This window comes from Pseudotamlana agarivorans, assembly GCF_001642835.1.
In the GTDB taxonomy this organism is placed as follows: domain Bacteria; phylum Bacteroidota; class Bacteroidia; order Flavobacteriales; family Flavobacteriaceae; genus Pseudotamlana; species Pseudotamlana agarivorans.
Window position 1 is genome coordinate 1 of sequence record NZ_LXEI01000015.1, and the last position, 23,642, is coordinate 23,642.

General features: G+C 35.1%; 19 protein-coding genes. 13 read left to right on the top strand and 6 right to left on the bottom strand.

Features of this window, described 5'->3' with window-relative positions; translation table 11 throughout:
- The 11 genes from A6I66_RS16790 to A6I66_RS13890 form a co-directional block, all read left to right on the top strand.
- Positions 1–543: hypothetical protein (locus tag A6I66_RS16790; protein WP_211267551.1), on the top strand; the 543-nt coding region annotated here is incomplete at its 5' end.
- A 64-nt stretch (positions 544–607) separates the two neighbouring features.
- A complete protein-coding gene (locus tag A6I66_RS13845; protein WP_067150569.1) occupies positions 608–1,603 on the top strand; it encodes a glycosyltransferase family 2 protein in 996 nt (331 codons plus the stop codon).
- Positions 1,600–2,712 (top strand): glycosyltransferase family 4 protein, encoded by a 1,113-nt coding sequence (locus A6I66_RS13850; RefSeq protein WP_067150572.1) that lies wholly within the window; start codon positions 1,600–1,602, stop codon positions 2,710–2,712. The genes A6I66_RS13845 and A6I66_RS13850 overlap by 4 nt, the downstream gene beginning before the upstream one ends.
- A gap of 619 nt (positions 2,713–3,331) precedes the next feature.
- Positions 3,332–3,811, top strand: a complete 480-nt coding sequence (locus tag A6I66_RS17080) for a PAAR domain-containing protein (RefSeq protein WP_067150575.1) — start codon at positions 3,332–3,334, stop codon at positions 3,809–3,811.
- A gap of 17 nt (positions 3,812–3,828) precedes the next feature.
- Entirely contained in the window at positions 3,829–7,680 is a 3,852-nt protein-coding gene (locus tag A6I66_RS13860; RefSeq protein ID WP_067150578.1) for a hypothetical protein, read from the top strand.
- Positions 7,622–8,290, top strand: coding sequence for a M949_RS01915 family surface polysaccharide biosynthesis protein (locus A6I66_RS13865; protein WP_067150581.1), 669 nt, complete (start codon positions 7,622–7,624; stop codon positions 8,288–8,290). The genes A6I66_RS13860 and A6I66_RS13865 overlap by 59 nt, the downstream gene beginning before the upstream one ends.
- 74 nt (positions 8,291–8,364) lie before the next feature.
- A complete protein-coding gene (locus A6I66_RS13870) occupies positions 8,365–10,578 on the top strand; it encodes a hypothetical protein (RefSeq protein WP_067150584.1) in 2,214 nt (737 codons plus the stop codon).
- Between the two features lie 533 nt (positions 10,579–11,111).
- The gene (locus tag A6I66_RS13875; protein WP_067150587.1) at positions 11,112–12,188 is read left to right on the top strand and encodes a glycosyltransferase family 4 protein; all 1,077 of its coding nucleotides are present in this window, start codon (positions 11,112–11,114) and stop codon (positions 12,186–12,188) included.
- Positions 12,185–13,543, top strand: coding sequence for an O-antigen ligase family protein (locus tag A6I66_RS13880; protein ID WP_067150590.1), 1,359 nt, complete (start codon positions 12,185–12,187; stop codon positions 13,541–13,543). Before A6I66_RS13875 ends, A6I66_RS13880 begins: the two co-directional genes overlap by 4 nt.
- Positions 13,544–13,549: 6 nt before the next feature.
- Complete coding sequence (locus tag A6I66_RS13885; RefSeq protein ID WP_067150593.1) at positions 13,550–14,572, top strand: glycosyltransferase family 4 protein; 1,023 nt, start codon at positions 13,550–13,552, stop codon at positions 14,570–14,572.
- A gap of 43 nt (positions 14,573–14,615) precedes the next feature.
- Complete coding sequence (locus tag A6I66_RS13890; protein ID WP_067150596.1) at positions 14,616–16,010, top strand: sugar transferase; 1,395 nt, start codon at positions 14,616–14,618, stop codon at positions 16,008–16,010.
- Positions 16,011–16,036: 26 nt separating this feature from the next.
- Here A6I66_RS13890 and A6I66_RS13895 read toward each other — a convergent pair whose 3' ends face one another.
- Together A6I66_RS13895 and A6I66_RS13900 are read right to left on the bottom strand one after the other, a co-directional pair.
- Positions 16,037–17,206: a lipoprotein N-acyltransferase Lnb domain-containing protein gene (locus A6I66_RS13895; protein WP_067150599.1), complete on the bottom strand. Its 1,170-nt coding sequence runs from the start codon at positions 17,204–17,206 to the stop codon at positions 16,037–16,039.
- Complete coding sequence (locus A6I66_RS13900; protein WP_449421094.1) at positions 17,203–18,273, bottom strand: putative type IX sorting system protein PorV2; 1,071 nt, start codon at positions 18,271–18,273, stop codon at positions 17,203–17,205. The genes A6I66_RS13895 and A6I66_RS13900 overlap by 4 nt, the downstream gene beginning before the upstream one ends.
- 329 nt (positions 18,274–18,602) lie before the next feature.
- On the opposite strand from A6I66_RS13900, the gene A6I66_RS13905 reads away from it, so the two are divergent.
- Together A6I66_RS13905 and A6I66_RS13910 are read left to right on the top strand one after the other, a co-directional pair.
- Complete coding sequence (locus A6I66_RS13905; RefSeq protein ID WP_067150605.1) at positions 18,603–19,352, top strand: CDP-alcohol phosphatidyltransferase family protein; 750 nt, start codon at positions 18,603–18,605, stop codon at positions 19,350–19,352.
- A 5-nt stretch (positions 19,353–19,357) separates the two neighbouring features.
- Complete coding sequence (locus A6I66_RS13910; RefSeq protein WP_067150608.1) at positions 19,358–20,245, top strand: DUF808 domain-containing protein; 888 nt, start codon at positions 19,358–19,360, stop codon at positions 20,243–20,245.
- 313 nt (positions 20,246–20,558) lie between these two features.
- Here A6I66_RS13910 and lptB read toward each other — a convergent pair whose 3' ends face one another.
- The 4 genes from lptB to A6I66_RS13930 form a co-directional block, all read right to left on the bottom strand.
- Positions 20,559–21,299 carry an LPS export ABC transporter ATP-binding protein gene (gene lptB, locus A6I66_RS13915; protein WP_067150611.1) on the bottom strand — a complete coding sequence of 247 codons (741 nt, stop codon included), beginning with the start codon at positions 21,297–21,299 and terminating at the stop codon, positions 20,559–20,561.
- A 74-nt stretch (positions 21,300–21,373) separates the two neighbouring features.
- Positions 21,374–21,721, bottom strand: a complete 348-nt coding sequence (locus tag A6I66_RS13920; RefSeq protein WP_067150614.1) for a carboxymuconolactone decarboxylase family protein — start codon at positions 21,719–21,721, stop codon at positions 21,374–21,376.
- On the bottom strand, positions 21,711–22,538 hold the full coding sequence (gene tatC, locus A6I66_RS13925; protein WP_067150617.1) for a twin-arginine translocase subunit TatC: 828 nt from the start codon (positions 22,536–22,538) through the stop codon (positions 21,711–21,713). Before tatC ends, A6I66_RS13920 begins: the two co-directional genes overlap by 11 nt.
- Positions 22,538–23,455 carry a KpsF/GutQ family sugar-phosphate isomerase gene (locus A6I66_RS13930; RefSeq protein ID WP_394331378.1) on the bottom strand — a complete coding sequence of 306 codons (918 nt, stop codon included), beginning with the start codon at positions 23,453–23,455 and terminating at the stop codon, positions 22,538–22,540. The genes tatC and A6I66_RS13930 overlap by 1 nt, the downstream gene beginning before the upstream one ends.
- Positions 23,456–23,642 lie beyond the last annotated feature (187 nt).

Genomic DNA, 23,642 nt, shown 5'->3' on the forward strand with positions numbered 1-23,642 from the left:
TACAAATCGTTTGCAAAGGAATATGATAAAGATTTTTATTTCGAAAAATATATACCTTTATATAAATATAGAGACTATGAAATGAAGATTTTCAAACAATTAAAATCCTTAGAATTACATGATTATTGTTCAGCCAATGTAAACGGTTTTATTGAGCATGATAAGGACTGGATTGATAAAGACTATGTGAATTTTAAAAAACTTGTCAAAGAGGAAAAAACAGAAAATTATTTTAATATTTACAAAAGAGGACTAATTGTACTAGATGAAATAATTAACGATTGTAAAAAGAAAAATATTAAAGTGTACTTAGTTTGGTCTCCAAGCTATTTTGAATCGCATACTTACCAAGAAGCTTCTAAAAATTATATTGATAGTATTTTGATAAGCATTTCTAAAAGGGAAAAGATTAAGTATATAAATTTCTCAAACGATTCATTATGTTATAATAGAAAATTTTTCTATAATTCGTCCCATATGAATAAAAGAGGTTCAACGTTGTTCTCGAAAAAAATAGGAGAACTGATCAATAATGGTCGATAAAAGAAAGAAGTAGCTTATATAATTATTGAAGTTACCACTTACTATTAAAAAAATAAATAACTCAATGAATTTCACTTTAATCGTTTGTACCTACATGCGCCCGGGTGCATTACTTAAACTCTTGCAATCGGTAGTGACACAAACCTTGTATCCCAATGAAATTTTAATTATCGATGGTTCTACTGACACGCGTACCGAAAAGGTTTTACACGAAAACCATTTTAACAACTTAAAATATTTCAAAGTAGAAGAACATCAAAGAGGCCTAACCAAACAACGAAATTTTGGAATTAATCAAGTTGATGCCACTAGTGAAGTAGTTTCCTTTTTAGATGATGATGTGGTCTTGGAAAAACATTATTTTGAAGTCTTATTGTCAACTTATAAAACGCATCCTGAAGCTTTGGGGGTAAGTGGTTATGTTACCAATGAAGTTCAATGGGATATATCTGATAATAATAATGATACAAGTAACTTTTATTACGATGGTGCGATGCGAAGTGAACCTTCTCGATTTAGAATACGTCGTAAATTTGGGTTATTACCAGATATGGAACCTGGGTTCATGCCTACGTTCTCACACGGCAGATCTGTTGGGTTTTTGCCACCATCAGGGAAAGTTTATGAAGCCGATCTTCTAGTCGGATGTGTTTTCTCTTTTAGAAACGAGGTTTTTAAAGTCCTAAAATTTTCAACCTATTTCGAAGGTTATGGCCTCTATGAAGATGCCGACTTTTCCTTGCGCGTAGCAAAACAAGGGAAGTTATTTGTCAATACTGCCGCTCAATTGGAACATTTCCATGACGCTGCTGGCCGTCCTAATCAGTACAAATATGGAAAAATGGTGATTCGTAATGGTTGGTATGTGTGGCGTGTAAAATATCCAAATCCTAAATTTAAAGCAGTCTTTAAATGGCATGCTACATCGTTTTTACTCACTTTAGTCCGCTTTACTAATGTTATTAATACAAATAAAAAACAAGAAGCGCTTACCGAAAGTTTGGGTAGAGTGGTAGGTTGGTTATCTTTACTTTTTAATGCACCTAAAATCGAACGATGACTTTCGGAATCATTACTCATGCTATCCATAATGAACATAAAGGCGAAATATTTGCTTACGAGCCATATGTGCGGGAAATGAATTTGTGGGCTAAATATGTCGATGACATTATAATTTTAGCCCCATCATCTAGTAAAAGGCCATCAAAAATAGAAATAGCATATAAGCACCCTCATATTAAAGTAATTGAAATACCTAATTTCGATATCACTTCATTTAAAAATACATTAAAAGCGATATTGGTTATACCTGAAATTGTCTTTTCAATTTTTAAGTTTATGAATCGAGTGGACCACCTTCACTTACGATGCCCTGGAAACATAGGTTTACTAGCCTGTTTCGTTCAAATGTTTTTTTCCTCGAAACCTAAAACTGCTAAATATGCTGGAAATTGGGATCCTAATGCTAAACAACCCATAACTTATAAATTACAAAAGTGGTTGTTGAGTAACACCTTTTTAACTAAGAATATGAAGGTGTTAGTGTATGGTGAATGGCCTAATCAAAGTAAAAATATTAAGCCTTTTTTTACGGCATCTTTTTCAGAAAGCGAAGTTAAAAATGTAAAACCTAAAGAGTTTACTAGTACACTAAATATGGTGTTTTTAGGGAGTTTGGTTGAAGGAAAGCAACCTTTAGAAGCCATTAAAATTGCTGAAGCGCTTTCTCAAAAAAGCTCGGATATACGTTTAGATATTTATGGTGATGGGCCCCAAAGAGCACTATTACAACAGTATATTATTGAGCACAAATTGGAATCGATAGTAAGTTTAAAAGGGAATCAGCCCAAAGAAGTCATTAAACAATCCTTAAGTCAAGCACACTTTTCTATTTTGCCATCGAAATCAGAAGGATGGCCAAAAGCCATAGCCGAAGCCATGTTTTTTGGAGTTATTCCCATAGCCACACCCGTATCTTGTGTGCCTGATATGTTAGATTCAGAAAAAAGAGGAATTTTATTAACTAATGATTTTACAGCCGATATTAATAAACTAATCCCTTTGCTTCAGGATACGGAAACATTAAATAAGATATCCAAAGCCGCTGCAACCTGGTCTCAGCAATATACTTTAGAACGCTTCGAGTCTGAAATTGCTAAGCTTTTGTAATGATCAAAAGTGGTAGGTCTCTGTCATTCAAAACGAGCCACATTTTTGTCATTCTGAAGAAGGCACGACTGAAGAATCTCATGTTCCATTCAAAGAGATGCTTCACTGCGTTCTGCATGACAGTCGTTTCAACATTACAACATAGTCCAGAGTTGTCATTCGGAAGGAGCGGCATTTTTGTCATTCAGAAGGAGGTACGACCGAAGAATCTCCAGTTCCATTCGAGGAAGATGCTTCACTGCGTTCTGCATGACATTCCGTTCAATATGGTACATTAGTTCAGTGTTGTCATTCAGAGGGAGCGGAATTTTTGTCATTCAGTGGGAGGAACGACTGAAGAATCTCCAGTTCCAATCGAAGAGATGCTTCACTGCGTTCTGCATGACAGTCCCGTTCAATATGGTACAGTAGTTCAGTGTTGTCATTCAGAAGGAGGTACAATTTTGTCATTCAGAAGGAGGAACGACTGAAGAATCTCATGTTCCATTCGAAAAAATACTTCCCTACGTTCTGCATGACATTACCATTCAATAAGTCTTACCCAACTGAAGAATCTAAACCCTAAGAAAAAACTTAATCTTAATAAATATTTTCCTACATTTGGTAAAATTTTTTAAATATGCCTGGACCAATAGCCACCATTGGAAGTATGCACGTGTGCCCCATGTGCTCCGGAACGGTACCTCATGTAGGAGGGCCAATATCACGAGGTACACCCAACGTACTAGCCAACGGAAAACCCATCGCTACAGTGGGCAGTACCTGTGTTTGTACTGGTCCACCTGATACCATTATTAGTGGCGAATCGAATGTTTTTATTAACGGTATGCCAGTAGCTACAATGGGTAGTAATACAATTCACGGCGGATCAATTAGCATTGGAGAAGCGAATATCATTATCAATTCAGGAGGGAGTCCTTCAAAGCGTCTGGCTCCAGTTGATCGCATGGAAGTTCCTGATATTAAACTTTCAGAACGCGCTTTGTCTACTATAACAGGCCACGGAAAAAAGGTGAAAGAAGCAACAAAAGAACAGCAGAAAAATCAAAAAGAAGCCAAAGAACATGGGTTTTTAGGTGATTTTGGTTTTAGTGTGTAATCCTTACAAATCTACCATTGACATTTTTTTACCCCGAAAAAGACAGTAATTTAGATCAGCGTAAAACTTCCAGTACTTTTGGTCATTACCCGCTAAGTTCTTATAATACGTGGCATGGTGGTGTTCATGTTGAAACCCCATTGACTGCTTTAGTGGCTATTAGTGATGCTCGAATTATTGCTTTCAGAATGCCTTCTGAATATTTGCAAAGCGGACATGAACATCGAGAGACCTATTCCAACGGTTTTATTTTAATGCAACATGAGTATAAGAGTCCGAAAGGTCATGAACTCACCTTCTACAGTCTATATCATCACACGGCCTGTCAGTTTGATATTGAAACTCATAATCTGGAGATTCCCGATTTCATAAGTAAAAAAGTAACAAAAATTAAAGCGTCTAACACGCCAAAAGGCGTTCGAGGGCGATCAGCTATTTCTGAAAATGCAGAGAAACGCGGACCAGAAACAGTTCTAATTCCCAAAAACCATATAGTTACTCGAAATAGTGATGAATTATTAGCGGATTGGGCTGTTAACTATAACACTAAACACCCTGAACAGGAACGGAAATATTACAGTTTTAGCTATACTGATCCGTTTTCTAATACCACTTATAACGATCTTCATATTTATTTTAAGTGCTTAGAATTAGTGCCTGGTGAAACAGACAAATATAAGGTGACTAGTGGAGTAGATACGAATACCACTACGGGCAGGAGAAGAACTAAAACAGCGCCTTTAAATTCAGAATTAAAAAATGGAGCTTTATGTTATGATAAGTCGTCTACAGATATTAAGAACCTTGATGAATTAGCTTGTATCGATGTCATACCAGAAGAAACCGAAGTTAACATTATTGAAGGATCAGAATCTGAAGATAAAAAATGGGTAAAGGTAAAGAGCTCAGAAAGAGCATACCGCGGTTACGTTCAAGTACGTGATCTTGAAAAACTGAAACGAGTAGATAACAATCTTGTCGATAAAATAATAACTTGCGATATCCCGGTAAAAGCAGGAGAAACAGTGGCTTATGTAGGCGCTTTTGGTTTCCATAAACATGAAAAAAAATATGCCACGCATGTCGAACTATTCACAGATGCTCCCGATACCGATGTGTCTTCTTTATTGGATAATTGTGCGGGAGACGGGGAAGACCATTTTCTGCGTTACAAGGTCATGTCAGGTGCCCATTTAGAACCATATGTGAAGCGTAAAACCAAAATCAAAGAAGGAACACCTGTTCGTGTCACTCAAACCAAAGGCGATTATGTACGTGTAAAGGTTGAAAGTCTTATTCGCGTTATTGATAAGGAAAAACACCTAACTACCCAACATCGAGGTAAAAACTCTAAAGAAGAAATTATTTATATTAAGGATAGGGTGTGTAACAAAAGTAGAACGCGATATAAAATTAACGAAAAGAGTTTCGAATATATTAACAAACAGTTTAATGGCCTATTAAATAAAGGTGATTTCGTTTATTATTATGATACTAAAGATGGGAACCTGAGGGAAATTATTATCGAACCACCATTTTGGAATCAAGAATTTTGGATGGATACCGCCTTTTTAAAATTAGATGCTGATCAATGTGTCTCAAACGGACTGGAAACCGTGCTAAAGTGCGACACTAGCCACACTTATTTCAATGAACCCTATACCCCAGAGGCATGTGGAAAAACATTTAAAAAAGACATAGAACTTAAAGGTAAGCCCGAAAGAACGATTACCGATGAGGAAGGTACCCTTTGGTACTTTTTAAAAGAAAGCTATAATTTTGAGAAGAAACATTATCTACATACCGGTTGGATCAAGGCTGACAATATCCATGAGGAAGATATCAATCCGTTTATATGGCGAAACTTTGGATTTGAAACATACGATGCAGGAAGTGAGTATGTCTATGCGATGAAAGACTATCATAAATCCCCAAAAACCGATGCTTTTGTAGATGCGGTTTGGAAAATGGTAGACCAGAATGGTAATGGCGTGCTTACACCTATGGAGTTTTTATGCGCCCAACACGACCCCGACGCATCTGAGCGTATGGGAAAAATGGTCGTGAAACACAAAAGCGAGTGGAGCTATACTCCAGAAGTAATTAAATCTGAAGCCCAAGAGTTTTACAAACTGGGTATCGATTTGGAAAAGGATCCTGATAGAAAAAAGCTTCTTGAGCAAAAACGTGATACTGAGTTAGAGCATTTATTAGAGAAAATCAATAATCTCATGTTTTGGAATGAACTACAAAACACGCCATACACCCCCAAAAAGACTAATCGAGATACCGAATACGAAAATAAAAAAAGAGCCTTAGAGAAAAAATATAACCGTTTTTCTGTAGCGAGTGATCATTTTGAAGAATGTAATTCTTTTCTAGAAGCTAATATGGATGTACTAGACCAGGAATATAAAAAGGGTAAATACAAAGAAGAAAAAGCCGAACCCCGCCGCTTACCAAGTTCTGATATGTTATGGCACTTTAATGTGAATAGTTTTGTTCGGCAGATGCGTAGGGTGTATGGCAGTCAGGGAGGTGATGGGTGTTACTGTAATCGCGATTTAACAGAAGAAGAGTTTGAAAATATTTTTATTAGGTTAAGAAGAAGTGAAAAATATAATCTTGAAATTCTTAATAGTAAAAATTGTAATATTCCAAATTTAGATAAATCAATTAGGAGATTTACAGAGGAGTTTAACAAAGCAACGAGAGCATATGGAATAAATCATTGTATTCAAAAAATTCATTTTTTATCTCAAATTTATTGGGAGTCGGATAGGTTTAAAACTACATTAGAATATGGAAACGGGAGTTACTATGAACCTGAAGGAGGGCATGTAGAATCAAAACAAAATGGTAATACTCAAGTTGGTGATGGTTATAAATACAAAGGGAGAGGGTTCATGCAATTAACGTGGAGAAATACACAAGTTAAATATCTAAAGCATGTATCCAAAAACTCTATAGGGAAATTAAAAGGGAAAACAGATGAAGAATTGCTGTTAAGGTCTAATAATTTTGAGAAATACATTTCTGATGATTTAGGATATGCAATGGATTCTGCTGCATGGTTTTGGTCAAGTTATAAAAAGGCAAATTCTAAATCTCGACACAAAGAAATAAGGAGCAGGACTTTAAATGAAATAGCATTACATGTAGATAAATACCAACATTTTATTTCTACTTTGGTTAATGGAGGTAGTAACGGAGTTAATGAAAGGAGTGTTTATTATAAAAAACTTAAAAGGGTTTTTAAATTTGATTTGGATTGTATTAATAATAAACACAAAGTATCTATAGTAGATGATGCAATTACCCCATGGGTTTCAGTTGGTAAGAAAGAACTGGGGGTCGAAGAGATTCATGGGGTTAAATATAATGATTCACGTGTTTTAGAATACCATGAAACAGCTGGTTATACAGAGAAGTTATTGGGGCGTAAAATTACAGATGACTGGATAGAAGACTTTAAGGATGCATGGTGTGGTTCATTTGTATATTGGTGTTATTTAAAATCAGGTGTAAAAAAAGAGCGACTAAATAAAACAGGCTATAATGCTTTTTCCTGGAAAACCTGGGGTATCGAGTCAGATAAAAAACAACCTTGCTTCGGAGCTTTGGCGGTATGTGATTACTCCCATGTTGGTTTTGTGGTTGGTAGAAAAGGTGATAAAGTAATATTGTTAGGGGGAAATCAAACAGGAGGTGAAAAATCTACGAAAGGAATGGTTTGTTACACTGCGGTAAATGAAAGTCAAATATTAATATATCGATACCCAACAGGGTTTAAAATTCAAAATATAAATTATGATCTTGAAGAAGTGTCAACAAGCTACGGAAGTGATAGTTTTAGCAGTAGTCATTAGTTTTTATTCTTGTGTAAATAAGAAAAATAATTCTTCTGAATATCAAAGAGAAAAGGCAAAACCAATAAATGAAAAAAGTTTCTGTTCTAGTTTTTTTCCAAAAGAGGGGGACTTGGTTTTTTGTGAAGGTTGGATGGAAAATAATTCTGAAAAGGCAGTTGTTATTTCTCAAAAGAGAACATTTAATACAAAGGATGAGTTGTTTATTGAAGTTTATGAGAAAATGAATACGATAGAACCTTATCTGAGTATACATGAAGTTTTAAGGGATTGCCCTGTTGATTTCAGTATTAATTTTATAAAAGATTCTTTTTCTATAACAGATTTAGATGAGGATGGAATAAAAGAGATCTCTTTTATTTATGAATTGGCATGTCAGGGCGGGATAGGTCCCATAAAAATGAAATCGATTTTGATTGAAGGGGAAAATAAAAATGTTATTTCAGGGTATAGATTTGATGATGTTTCGATTAGAATGAATCAAAAACCTAATTATCCTAAGTCTAAAATTGATAATGGTTTTAAAAATTCCGATTCTAAAATATTTATAGACTTTTCTGTAAAAAAATGGAAAGATCACCACGGAACACAATTAATAAATTTTGAATAGGTTTATTTTTTTAAAAGAATACATGCCATTTCTAGATATAAAATGCTTCTTGAAAAAGAAAATAAAATAAGAAAATGAAAAAATGTTTCAGATTAAGTATGGTGCTTATCAGCCTTATCTTTTTTTGCTGTAAAAATGAGCAAAATAAAGAAAGCGAAAAAAAGAAACAATTAGCCCCAGAAGTAATTGATAATAGTCCAATAGTTTCAAATCAATCGGTCCCAAAAAACTTTGTAAAAAAAAATCTAGATGGTTCTGTGGATGGGTACTGGAATCGAGATACCTATTATAAATCTGTTATAGAGAAGGAATATTACTACCATCCAAGAGTACACCTCACTTCTAAGGGTAAGGTGTTTTGTTTTTTTGGGATAAAACATGATTATAAAAAAAAATATGATTTAAAAGATAACAACGCTTATTTGTATGTTTTAGACGAAAGTCGAAATTTAAGTGTCATTGATACTTTACCTATGATTAATAGTTTCACAGAAAACTTTATTTCTAGACAATACACCAATTTAATAGTAAAGAACGGGACACTTTATTATTATAAAGAAGTCCCATATGAATCATATGAATATGAGGATGACGCTAGTCTACTGCCTGAAAGGGAATATTTTTCTTATAATTTAGAGCAAAATGAGGTGCCTATAAAGATACCGAAACCAGAGTTTATTGATGAGGTAAGTCGAATTACTTATAACGCAAACGCTCATGTAAACTTAATGGAAAATACAGATGAGGTAGCTCTTCTTAATGACTACGACATAAGAATTCTTAAAGCTGATTTATGGCATAAAATTCAAGATTCTTTGTATACATACCCTGTATATAAGGTGATGGAAAATTTAGAAGATCAAGTTGTGGTAAGTGTTAATAAATTCCCTTCTTTTTCTCATGAATTTTGGACAGAACCGTGTGAAGCTAATTTCGGTGGAATGGATTGGGACGCCGTAGATGAAATACTGTATTTTGATAATAGTGGACTATGTTATGCCTGTATTTGGAAGTTAGATATGAACAAAAAGCAGGTAACAAAAATAGTTCCCGAGCATGAGGCCATTCATCCATTTCATTTCAGAGAAAATAATAATTTATATGTAGCCTATGTGTATAAAGGCCAATTACAAATAGCAGAACCTAATTCTCAAACGGTCGATATTCCTTTAAACATAAAAACGTTAGATCCCTACGATAATCAATTAGTTTATCATTTAGAAAACTTATTAGAACCTGTTTATTTCTACGATACGTTAAACGATTCTGTTGTGGAAATAGCAAAAGGGGAGTATTTTATGGGGTCTGAAAGTTCTGGAATAGAAATGATGTTTAGTGTAGATGAAGAAAATAAAATTACAGGCAGTTATCGTTATGAAACCGTAGACGTTTATGATGAGTCTGAATATAGTTATGAGAATGAGTCTGGCGTAAAATTTACAAGATTGCAAATTGAAAACTCTAAAGTTATATCAGTATATTTAATATATGAGGATAATTATACCTTTTTAGAGTATAACTATCTTGAAGGAAAAGCAAAAAAAGAAACTTTTACACTAAATAATAAACTAAAAAACACATCAAATTATTTAATAGTCAATGAAGAATATAATGGTGATTATTTAACCCCATTAACCACCAATTATTACAATGATAAAGGTGTAATTGTAAAATCAGAGGATCATGTAAACGATAAAACTAGATTTTATGATGAAACAGGAGCACTTTTAAAACAGACGAAAAACGGTAGTGGGATAACCTATGTTTATAATGAAAACCAAGAGCCTGTTGAGATTGTTGTAAACGATAATTATTGCTCTTTTCCTCCTTATGATGAAACAATGAAGTGGCATATTTTAGACAAAGATAATTTAGAAAACCACCTGCCTTTGCAGCCAAATATGGAGTATAACTTATACTATGAAGAGGATATTAACGTGAATTTCAAGACTAACCAAAACGCTTTAATTGAAGGCGAAATCATTAGAAAAAATAAAGGTGAACTTGAAGAATTTGTAGAGGTAGTAAACTCTGTAGTTAAAACATGGAAGCGGTACAAGGATAATAAATTGATTTTTGAAGGCACATATCATGATAAAGACAGTGTGTTTAAGTCGAAATCTTACGAGAAAAATGACAGTTTAGTAGAAACTCATATGTCTACTTTTTTACATAAAAAAAATAGATTTAAAAAGGTAACCAAGACTTTTTATAAATCTGGTCGTTATGATGTGGTTGATGAAATTTCAGGAATGAATGGTTCGTATCAACTGCAGTCTAGTAATTAGTTTTTTAGAAAATTAAATTCTTGTTTAACCGCGAGTCGTCAATCGTGAAATAACCAACGTAGCATGAATTGAAAACGTGGCTCCTACCCACCCTTGAGGACTATCGAGATGAAAACATTGTTTTTATCGAAGATGCCTAGCGTGTCTAATATGGTGTTTCTGAGTCAGGTAGTGGCTAATTGATGTGTTTGATTACTCTTGGGATTTAAAGAAGATACATTACTGCGAACTGAATGACTGCTCGGTTCAACATGATTACATAGATCTGTTTAATTCGGCAGAAGGAGGTATGTTGGTGTTATTCAGAAGGAGGCAGGACAGAAGAATCTCCAGTTCCAGTTGAAGAAGATGCTTCACTGCGTTCTGCATGACAGATACATTCAGTATGACAGACATTCTCATAATGGCAACATACTATATTTTCATAAAAAGTTTGTGACTATTAAAAAAATCATATGTCAAAATTCAAAAATACTATTGGAAATCATGCCCTTTTCCAGAATACAAGTATATTTATTCCCTAAAAGACAAGCGTGAGAGTATTACAACTCATAGATACATTAAACACAGGTGGCGCCGAACGCATGGCGGTAAATTTTGCAAATATGCTTTCAACGCAAATTAAAGGTTCGTATTTGTGTGCGACACGTGCTGAAGGGCTTTTAAAAGCAAGTGTTTTAAAAGAAGTTTCCTATTTGTTTTTGAATAAAAAGTCTACGCTCGATTTTAAAGCCATAAAAAAACTGAGTCGCTATATAATCGAAAATAAAATTGATGTGATTCATGCACATGCGACTTCCTTTTTTTTAGCTACTTTAATGAAGTTGTTAAACCCGAAACTCATTGTGATTTGGCATGACCATTACGGGAATAGTGAATTTTTAGAGCAACGACCTCGATTTGTTTTAAAAAAATGCTCAAAGTTTTTTAATCATGTGTTTACGGTGAATAAAACTTTAGAGGCTTGGGATAGACAAAATCTTTTGGTTAAAAAGGTTACATTTTTGTCGAATTTTGTGTCACCTGACACCAACTTGGCGATCACTAAACTACAGGGAATGTCAGAGAAGCGTATGGTTTGTTTGGCGAATTTAAGGCCTCAAAAAGATCATCTCAATTTATTAAAGGCTTTTGAAATAGTTGTAGAAAATCATCAAGATTGGACTTTGCATTTGGTAGGGAAGGATTTTGAAGATGATTATGCTAAGGGAGTAAAAAATCATATTTTTGAGCATCAATTAGATCAAAAGGTTTTTATTTATGGGAGTTGCAAGGATGTGAGTCAAATTTTACAGTCTTGCGATCTGGGGGTTTTGTCTTCAAAATCGGAAGGCTTACCTTTGGCATTATTAGAATATGGTATGGCAGGCTTACCGGTAGTTGCTACAAATGTGGGCGATTGTAATAAAGTAATTGCTTCAACAGATGATGGTATTTTAGTCGCACCCGAAAATCATGAAGCCTTAGCTTTCGCTATGTTAAATCTGATTGAAAATGAAAGTTTACGTCAACAATTAGCTGAAAATTTGAAGCATAAAGTACAAAACGATTTTTCCGCAAAAAAAGCAATCAAATCGGTAATCGAGGTTTATAAGAGCTACAAAAAATGAAGTTAACTTTATACTACAAACTTATCATATTTCATGTAGTTCTGGCTGTTATGGTGTTTGCTTTTAAGCCATTGGCCTTGATGTACTTTTTATTCACCACAGTTTTTTTTAGTTATAAAATTGTAAAGGCCTCTAAAAAGTATAAGTCATTTTATGTTTTGGTAGCCTGTGCTTATGTGGTGGGGGTTGAGGTTTTTTTACGAATGAATGGCGGGACGGTTTTTTATGAAGCTAGTAAATACCTCGTGATTCTTTTTTCTTTAATCGGAATCTTTAGCAATGGTTTCTCTAACCAGGCGCTTATTTATATGCTATACATCTTACTCTTAATTCCTGGGATCTTTGTAGCCGTTACCGAAATGGGCTTTGAAACCAATATTCGTAAAGCCATTGCCTTTAACCTAAGTGGCCCTGTTTGTTTGGGTGTTGCCGCTGTATTCTGTTATCGGCGCACGGTAACCATCAATCAGATGAAAATTATTCTTTGGGCTTTTTTACTGCCCTTAGTGAGTATTACAACCTATTTGTTTTTGTATACCCCAGATTTAAAGGAGGTCATTACAGGAACAGGATCAAATTTTGCCACATCGGGCGGTTTTGGTCCAAATCAGGTGGCTACCGTTTTAGGGATTGGTATTTTTGTTTTAGCGGTTCGTTTCTTTATCTCTAAAGAAGGGCTATGGCATAGAGCTTTCGATTTGGCACTTTTAGGTTTGCTGGCCTTTAGAGCCTTAGCGACCTTTAGTAGGGGAGGCGTGATTACTGCTGTTATTATGATTTTAGCCTTTTTAGGCATGTACTATTTAAAGGGCAACCTTAAAACAAAGTTTAAAATTAAATTTTTAGGACTTATTTTCATGGGAGCGATTATCCTTATTTGGTTGGTAAGTTCTATTCAAACTAGTGGTTTTTTAGATAAGCGTTATGCCAATCAAGATGCTGCTGGACGAGAAAAGGAAGATGTCTCAACAGGTCGTGTCGATCTATTTGCTCAAGAGTTTAACGAGTTTTTAGACCATCCTTTTTTTGGTGTGGGTGTAGGTAAAATAAAAGAAATTCGATTTAATGAAACAGGGGTTTTAGCTGCTTCTCATAACGAAATGAGTCGCATAATATCAGAGCATGGTCTCATGGGTATTTTAGCCTTTTCAATTTTACTATTTGCACCACTCCTTTATAGAATTAGAAACCGAAATAATCTGTTTTTCTTTTCGTTTTATTTCTTCTGGCTATTAACCATTAATCATTCAGCCATGCGTATCGCCGCTCCTGGTTTTTTATATGCTTTATGTTTACTGAATATCAGTTATAAAACTCCAGAAAAACCTAAAAAAATAGAAATAGAGGCTGCTTAAATTCTTATGAAAAAAATACTGTACATAGGAAATCAGTTAGCCCAGAGCCAAAAAACGGTTACAACTATCGATACGCTGAGTAGCTTGTTAAGAGATTCTGGTTTTGATGTTATTACCGCTTCTAGTAAGGTAAATAAAGGGTTACGCTTATTAGACATGCTTAATCATATTTTTAGGTACAGAAAAAGCCTAGACTATGTGCTTATTGATACTTACAGTACACAAAATTTCTATTTTGCTTATAGCTGCGGAAGGCTATGCCAATGGTTGAATCTTAAATACATGCCTATATTGCACGGCGGAAATTTGCCTAAGCGCTTAAAGCAATCCCCGAAGCTTTCAAAAGTGTTGTTTGATCATGCGCATGTTAATGTGGCACCTTCACAGTACACGAAATCGAATTTTGAAGCGCATGGTTTTCAAAATGTGATATGTATTCCAAATACCATTACTTTAAAAAACTATCCCTACGCATTAAAAGATTATAAGAGTATCAAGCTACTTTGGGTGCGTACCTTTTCTGAAATTTATAATCCGAAATTAGCTGTAGATATTTTAAAATCACTTTTAGATCAAGGTTTGCAAGCCGAATTATGCATGGTAGGCCCCGAAGGTGACGGCAGCCTTCAAGAAACGAAAGAATATGCGAAAGGTTTAAATGTTGACGTGCGTTTTACAGGGAAACTGTCGAAGGGCGAGTGGATAGAATTATCAAAAGCATATAACTTTTTTATAAACACCACTCATATTGATAATATGCCCGTTAGTGTGTTGGAGTCGATGGCTTTGGGCTTGGTAGTGGTGTCAACAAATGTGGGAGGGATGCCTTACCTCATTGAAAACGGTGTGAATGGTATTTTGGTGAAGCCTAATTCAGCACAGTCTTTTGTTGAGGAACTTTTAGACTTGAAAGAAAATCCCAAAAAAACTCAGAAAATCAGTCAAAACGCCAGACATTTTGTAGCCCAATTTGACTGGCAACATGTTAAAAACAAATGGATCAAACTATTTAACGAAAATAAGGTGTAGTAGAATTTACTTAGTATCTTTATCCTCCCTCAAATGTTTGATTATGGCGAAAAGCAATATACATTTTAATATTTCCGAGCGTAAGATCTTGTTACGATGTTTTGATCTGATTTCAGTGCTGTTAGTGTTATATTTTGTAGGACGTATATTTCATTTTGATTATTTTACTATTAGCAACCAGAACTGGACTTGGGTGTTTGTTCTGCTCTTATATCTTTCGGTGTTCGGCTCTATTTTTGAACTTTATGATTTGCAAAAATCCAGTAAAATGGAGCGCATTTCATTTGGAATTATCATGACGGGATCGGTTACGGTCTTGTTTTATTTATTAACACCTTTTTATACCCCCGTTTTACCAGGTAACCGACTACAAATTCTGTACTTTTATTTTGCTATACTTTTGGCGCTTTTTATTTGGCGCTTTGCCTATATCACATTTATTGCATCACCAAGATTTCATAAAAAAGTATTAATCATAGGGGAGGGCAGTATGATTGAAAATGTTGTAGATGCCTTCAATGAAACCGATCCGAATTATAAAATAGTGGCTTTTGTAAATTGTGAAGCTTCTCAAGAAATGTCTCATGTAAAGTTAGATGGTATTACGGAATACCAACCCAAGGACATTGAAGACATCATAAATAAAGAGGGGATTTCCGAAGTGGTTGTGGCAAGTTATAATTCGGAAACCATCACATCAGAAACCTATGTGACCCTTATTAAATTGCTAGAAGCCGGATTTCCTATTAATGAATATACCCATGTGTATGAGGAAATGACCGAACGCGTTCCTGTGCAGTTTGTGGGTAAAGATTTTTACAAGTACTTCCCTTTTAGTAGGAATAATAAAAATAAACTGTATCTGTTTTTTAGACGGGTTTTCGATTTAATTTTAGCCAGTTGCGGATTACTAATAGGAATATGTTTATTGCCCATTGTTTTAGTTGGAAATCTATTTGGAAATCGAGGGCCTTTATTTTATACCCAAGAACGTGTTGGGAAAAATGGTAAGCTATTTAAGATTATCAAATACCGTACGATGATTAAAAACGCAGAAACAACAAAGGCGATTTGGGCGACTAAAGGTGATCGTAGAATAACGCCGTTTGGAAAGTTTATGCGCCATACGCGGTTGGATGAATTCCCTCAGTTTCTTAATGTTTTAAAAGGCGAAATGAGTTTTATAGGCCCAAGACCCGAACGTGAAGTCTTTGTAAAAGAACTCTCTAAAGAGTTACCTTTTTACGAAACGCGACATATTGTAAAACCTGGTTTAACCGGATGGGCACAGGTTAAAACGCGTTATGCTTCATCTGTGGATGACAGTTTATTAAAACTTCAGTATGATTTATACTACATCAAACATCGTGGCTTCTTTCTAGATATCATTATTCTAGTCAAAACCATGAGTACGGTCATATTTCTAAGAGGACAGTAGTCTTTTTAGCTGAGAATTGACAAAATTTAGCGGTTGTAATTCGAAACCAGGAATACATACCTAAGCATTAGTGCTATTAATATCGGAATTAATCCAATGGCAAAAACCTGAACACCTATAATCCAATGCAACGTCAATAAGCATAAAAGGATAATGAGTAGCTTAAGGTATTTAACAAACCATGCAGCAGGCTTGGCTTTGAAGAATTGCCCGATTACAAAAAGGTTTAAAGCAAAGGCCCATAGTAAATTATAGTTTTGATGTGTGCCTTTATGATCGGTGGCAAACCAAAGCAATAGAATAAGTACACCTATAACCCCAGTTATTGCAAAAATCAAGACATCCAACCATTTACTTTGTTGTTGGTTTTTAAAATCTTTAAAGGTGATAAAAATGATAAAACATGCTATGATGCCTAAAATGAATAAGGGGCTGGTTAAAAAGTTATTTTTCGCAGGAGGTTGTTGCTGACTATATAAAGTACGGCTGCTGCTTACGAGCGGTTTGTTTTTGCCAATAGTGGCGTTTTCAAAGAATTTATATATGTTTTTAGGTAAAAACATATGATCCTCGGCAGGTGCCTGTCTGTCAATAACCGACCCTAAGCAAATATCGATACTTAAACTACCCCAGCTATTTCTGTTTAATTCGTTTTGGATTAAAGTACGAAAACTGGCATTTTCAAAATCTTTAGGTTCGTGAAATTCAATCCTGTTATTTACGGCAATATTGGTAACATCTTTAATTTTAGTAGCACAATTATCAAAAAAGAAATCGTACAGATAGCCACGGTTTTCAGGCTTGTAATTGTTTATTAAATAATCGTAGAGTTTTTGTTTTTCGGCCTGAGTTAAGTTTAAAACCTGTTCACGAATCGATCGGTCGTAATAGCTATATACCTGGTAAAACCTGTTGTATTCGGTTTTACTGATGAGGTAGTTCAATTTACCTTGAGCAAATTTCAGATAGAAGTTTGGCGTGTCAAAATCGTATTCCCCATAACCATAAACCACATCAAGTCCAGTTAAACGGTCTTTTATTCTAAAGCCACTATGACCAAAAGCATCATTTAAATGGTTGCCAGGTCCAACGGTAAGCACGCTTACGGTAGCGGTTTCCGATAACTGGTGCTGCTGCGCAATGGAAAAGTGAATCGTAAAAAAAAGGAGAATAAAAAAGCTAAGTTTTTGCATCATCTAAAAATACTAAAATCCAGTTTTAAGGAAAATACGTTGGAATAAAGCGCCACACTTTGATCGCCAATATCGGTAAAAGCATAATCCACTTGAATACCGCGATAATTAAATCCGACACCAAAAGTAGGCTGAAAGCTTATTTGCTCAGAATTATCGATTTGTAATTCATTTTGAAAATTCCCCATGCCGCCGCGCAAATACACCATATCGATATAGCCAAACTCAAAACCTAAAGCGGGATTGATACTCGCCACCGATGTTGAAATAATATCGTTATTCTCTTCAAAACGCACGTTTAAATTAACAGAAGTGAGTAGACTATAGTCATAATGGAAATCTACTTTTTTAGAAATCCCAATTTGTAATTTGGGAATGGTGATTTCGGTAGTTTCAGGAAGTTCTTGATTTTGCCCAGGAATAGCGTCCTGAATGGTTTTAAATTCATCTTCATCAATAGCCCAAGCATTAAAAGTGGTGGTGATGTCACGAGCCATTATTCCAAATTTCCAATTGTTTTGGGTTTGAAATTGCATACCAAAGTCAAGTCCGAATCCCCACGACGACGCAAAATCGCCAATAATTCTTCTAATCACTTTGGCATTAACACCATAATTTAAACCTTGAACAGGCATGTGCCTGGCGTATGAAAACGTAAAGCCGTAATCGGCTGTAGAAAACAAACTAATACGATCGTAATTGATGTTACCTTGGGCATCTATAAGTTGTGTGGTATTTAAGATATCATCTACACCAAAACGGATAAGTGAAAACCCCATAGCGCTTCTGTCGTCAATAGGCATGGCAAAAGCAGCATAATCGTAATTGGCAATATTCGCAAAGTAACTAGAGTGCATTAGAGAGGCTTGGTTGTCCTTCAATTTTAAAAGCCCTGCAGGGTTCCAATACCCCGAATTAACATCGGCAGTATGTGCGGTTACAGCGTTACTCATGCCTAAAGCAGCGGCATCTACACCAATATTCATGAACTCATTAGAGTACTTTCTAACGGCTTGTCCATAGGCAGAAAGAGATAGAATTAAAATGAATACGGTTAGGTTGGTTTTCAAATGTAAATTTTTTACAAATATGCACATAAATTATAAACCTATAAACTGCAATTTAGGGTAGATATTGTTTATTCGCTATTACAGACTAAATTTGTTTGTTATTTTTACTAAAATTTTGAGACCCTGTTTAAAAAAGGAGTTCTTTTGATTCTTGTATCTAGATGGTTAGAGGTGGCGTGTTTTGTGAGGAACTTGATATGTCAGCCTGAGCCTGTAGAAGGTCATCATCAACATTTTGTAAGTTGCGCTTGGACAAGCTCAGCGTGACAGAGGATCAAAGCATGAATGACGCTTAAACAACATAAAACTAAAACGATTTCATTTATATTATGAAGAAACATATACCTAATGCGCTAACACTTTTAAATTTATTCTGCGGAAGTATAGCGGTAATTTTTGCTGTAAATGACCAATTTGTTTACGCAGTTTTTTTTGTGTTTCTCGGCATCTTTTTCGATTTCTTTGATGGATTTGCAGCTAGAAAACTAAAGGTGTCAAGTGAATTAGGTTTACAATTAGATTCTTTAGCAGATATGGTAACTAGCGGATTAGTGCCGGGAATTGTCATGTACAAACTCTTAGAATTGGCTTTGCCTGCATGGGGGGATTTGGAAACCGTAGCACAAGAATCGCTTGAGGTATCAGATTTAGAATTTAATATGATTTTTCCGTTTTTCGGACTCCTAATTACTTTAGGATCGGCATACCGTTTGGCGAAGTTTAATATCGATGATGAACAGCAGTCGTTTTTTAAAGGTCTACCTACACCTGCCAATGCCATTTTAATATTGGGGCTGCCTTTAATTTTAGAGTTTCAAAACAGTGGTTTTATGCAATCCATTATTCTAAATACATGGTTTTTAGTAGGCATGACTCTTTTAAGCTGTTATATTTTAAATGCTAATATTAAATTATTTGCTTTAAAATTCAAAGACTTTCGTTTTAAGGGAAATGCGATTCGTTATATATTCTTAATTATGAGTGTGGTATTTGTCGTGGTTTTAAAATTTATCGCCATTCCAGTTATCATCTTATTTTATATCCTTTTATCTGTAATAGACAATTCAACTTCAAAATAAAATAAATGGCTTCAGGTTTTTTTGCATTATTAGATGATATCGCCAGCTTAATGGACGATGTTGTGGTTATGAGTAAAGTGTCTGCTAAAAAAACAGCAGGGATTTTAGGGGATGATTTGGCAGTGAATGCCGAAAAAGCCACAGGGTTTCTTGCTTCACGGGAGTTACCTGTTTTGTGGGCTATTGCCAAAGGTTCTTTACTGAACAAAGTGATTATTTTACCCATAGCTTTTTTATTGAGCGCCTTTGCGCCTTGGGGTGTGACTCTGGCTCTAATTTTAGGAGGTGTTTATTTGGCTTTTGAAGGAGTGGAAAAAATAATACATTATATTTTTCCGCATAAAGAAGATGAACACCCTGAAGTTCATGTAGAAAAACAAAAACTTACCGCTGCGGAAAGGGTAGAAGTTGAAAAAAAGAAAATTAAAGCAGCTATTGTAACCGATTTTATCCTTTCGGTAGAAATCGTAATTATCGCTTTAGGCTCCGTAGTTGGAGAACCTGTGCTAACTCAAATTTTAGTGGTTTCGGTGGTAGCACTAATAGCAACCATTGGGGTGTATGGTATTGTAGCTTTAATAGTGCGCATGGACGATTTCGGATTCAAACTGATTAGTCTTAACGATAACAAAAAAAGTGTCACCCATGTGTTGGGAGGTCTACTCGTTAAAACCTTGCCTTGGGTTATAAAAATCTTAGCTGTAGTTGGTACTATAGCCTTACTTCTTGTTTCAGGCGGCATATTTGTGCATCACATTGATTATTTTCATCACTTTCTAGAAAGCTTTCCTTTTGTTGTTAGAGAATTTATCTTAGGCCTTCTCATAGGTGGATTAGCCTTTTTGATTTTTAAAGGCGTAGTAGGTATTAAGAAGTTAGTTTCTAATAGGTAATAACCAATATGCTATATGCTGTAGGCTATATGCTAGGCTTAAGTTCAATATGAAGGAGTAGGCGTTATTTTGTGATGTTATTCAGTAGGAGGCACGACTGAAGAATCTGTTTAAAAGTAATTTGTTGTGACAATAGGATTTTTTATTTCTAATATCTACTATTTAACTTTTAATATTGATAGCCTTTCATCTAGCTCCGCGTAACAAACATAGCTCTCAGTTACACGAATAAACAATTAAACGTTTCAACAGTACTACCACCCGTAATAATCAATAATCACTAGTCACTAGTCAATTATCAATCATCAATCCATCACTCTCGAATCTTCTTCTTTCTAAGCTCAAAGTTCTGACCTAAGTATACTTTTCTAACCATTTCGTCGTTGGCTAATTCTTCTGGTTCACCAGCTTTTAAGATGCTACCTTCAAACATTAGGTAGGTTCTGTCTGTAATGGCTAAAGTTTCTTGTACGTTATGGTCGGTAATTAAAATACCAATATTCTTTTTGGTGAGTTGTGCTACGATACGTTGGATATCTTCAACGGCCACTGGGTCTACACCAGCAAAAGGTTCATCTAATAAAATAAAGTTAGGATCGGTGGCTAAAGCACGTGCAATTTCGGTACGTCTACGCTCTCCACCAGACAATAAATCACCTCGACTTTTTCGAATATGCCCTAAGCTAAATTCGTCAATAAGGGCCTCCATTTTATAGTTTTGCTCCTTTTTTGAGAGTTTGGTAAGTTGAAGCACACTTAAAATATTGTCTTCAATACTCAATTTTCTAAAAACAGAAGCTTCTTGTGCCAAATAACCAATCCCATTTTGGGCACGTTTATACATGGGATAATTTGTGATTTCAGTATCCTCCAAGAAAATATGTCCGCCATTAGGTTTTATCAAGCCAACAATCATGTAAAAAGACGTGGTTTTTCCAGCACCATTCGGACCTAGAAGTCCAACGATTTCACCTTGTCTCACTTCAAGGGAAACGTCTTTTACAACTTTTCGTCCGCTATAGGACTTCATTAAATTCTGAGCTTTTAAAATCATAATGTTTTCATCTGAAGGCTAAAATTAGTAAAATGATACTAATGGAATAGGCAAATTTAAGATTTATATTTTCTTTAACTTTGAGATTCTAGGTCGTCCCAAAATTCATATGCACGGCGTAAATGCGGAATAACAATGGTGCCACCCACTAAGGTAGCGATGCCTAAAGCTTCAACCACTTCTTCTTTTTTCAACCCTAAGTTATAAGATGTTTCTAAGTGATACTTAACGCAATCATCGCATCGTAGCACTGTAGAAGCTACTAACCCTAGAAGTTCCTTAGTTTTTACATCTAAGGCGCCTTCCGCGAAAGCGTTAGTATCTAAATTAAAGATGCGCTTAATAATTTTGTTGTTATCGGCTAAAATCTTGTCGTTCATTTTAGCTCGGTAGTCGTTGAATTCCTGAACGCTATTTGACATGCTGTTTTTCTTTTCGTTTTTGATTTCTAACTACAATTCTAGAAATTAGAATACTTACTTGATATAAAATTAAAATGGGAATGGCTACGATAACCTGACTCGCAATATCTGGCGGGGTAATAACGGCCGATAAAATAAGGACGATTACCAAGGCATATTTTCTGTATTTCTTTAAAATTTCTGGCGTTACTAAGCCTATTTTGGTAAAGAAATAAATAATGATAGGAAGCTCAAAAATGAGTCCAGAAGCCAATGCCGACGAGCGCACCAAAGCAATGTATGAGCTGATGTCGATTTGGTTGTCTACCATATCGGAAATGCTATAATTAGCCAAAAAGTTGATTGAAAGTGGAGTTACGATGTAATAGCCAAAAAGGACGCCAATAAAAAACAAGAGTGACGATATAATGATAAAACCTCTTGAATGTTTACGCTCGTCACTATGTAAACCCGGACTAACAAATTTCCATAATTGGTAAATGATATAAGGAAATGAAATGATAAAACCACCTAGAATAGCGGTCCATATATCGGCAGAAAATTGCCCAGCCATGGTTCTGTTCTGTAGAATTAGCGGTATTTTTTCATTACAAAACGTGGTATCCAGATTCATTAAAGTCGCCATCTTACATAAAAAATCATAAGTTGGGAAACTCATGTGTAATGGGGCGAAAATGATGGAATTGAAAATAAATCGGCTAAAAATAAAAGCCAGAGTTCCCACAATTATTATGGCGCCACATATGCGGATAAGATGCCAGCGTAAATCTTCGAGATGGTCTAAAAAAGACATCTCATCAATGTTCTTTTTAGCCATTATATGATGCCTTCTTTAATTAAATCATGTAAGTGTACGACGCCAGCGTAAAGGCCTTCATCTTCAACTAGAAGTTGTGAGATTTCATGACCTTCCATAACTTCTAAAGCTTCTATAGCCATGGCTTTGGCTTCAATACGCTTAGGATTTTCACTCATGATATCTTTAGCCGTTAGATTTGAGAAATCGTCAACTTTAGATAACATTCTACGTAAATCACCGTCGGTAATAATACCTATAATTTTATTGTTTTCGACCACAGCAGTAACTCCGAGCATTTTTTCTGTAATTTCAATAATGACGTTTTTTATGCTAGTATTAGGTTCTACTTTTGGTTTTTCGTTTACCGAAGAAATATCATTAACGGTTAAATACAATTTCTTACCCAAAGCACCTCCAGGATGGTATTTTGCAAAGTCGTTGCTTGTAAATCCGCGTAACTCTAACAAACAAATAGCAAGGGCATCACCTACAACTAATTGGGCTGTTGTGCTGGTGGTTGGCGCTAAATTATTAGGGCAAGCTTCTTTTTCAACATAGGCGTTTAAGACATAATCGGCATGCTTACCTAGAAAAGAGTCTTTGTTTCCAGTTATGGCGATAAGCTTGTTTTTAACGCGTTTAATAAGTGGGACAATCACTTTAATTTCTGGGGTATTTCCGCTTTTTGAAAGGCAGATCACCACATCGTCTTCCAGAATAAGTCCTAAATCACCATGAATCGCGTCGGCTGCATGCATAAAAACAGCAGGAGTACCTGTAGAATTTAAAGTAGCCACTATTTTATTGCCAATAATAGCACTTTTACCAATTCCTGTAATAATAACGCGCCCTTTTGAATTGTATATTAAATCAACGGCGCTAGCAAACTCATCGGTTACCAGACTAGACAAATTTGAAATAGCCTGACTCTGCATTTCAATGGTCTGCTTTGCAATGTTAATAATAGACTGTTTGTCTTTCAAAATTTTGTATTTTTGATTTGATTTTTAAAGATTTTAGTATCTTTAAGTAATAATCAGAATTGAATATTAATTGTAATTTGAATTTTCGTTACAAAACTAACGAAAAAATAAATGAGGGATCTTGAAATTACACGAATAA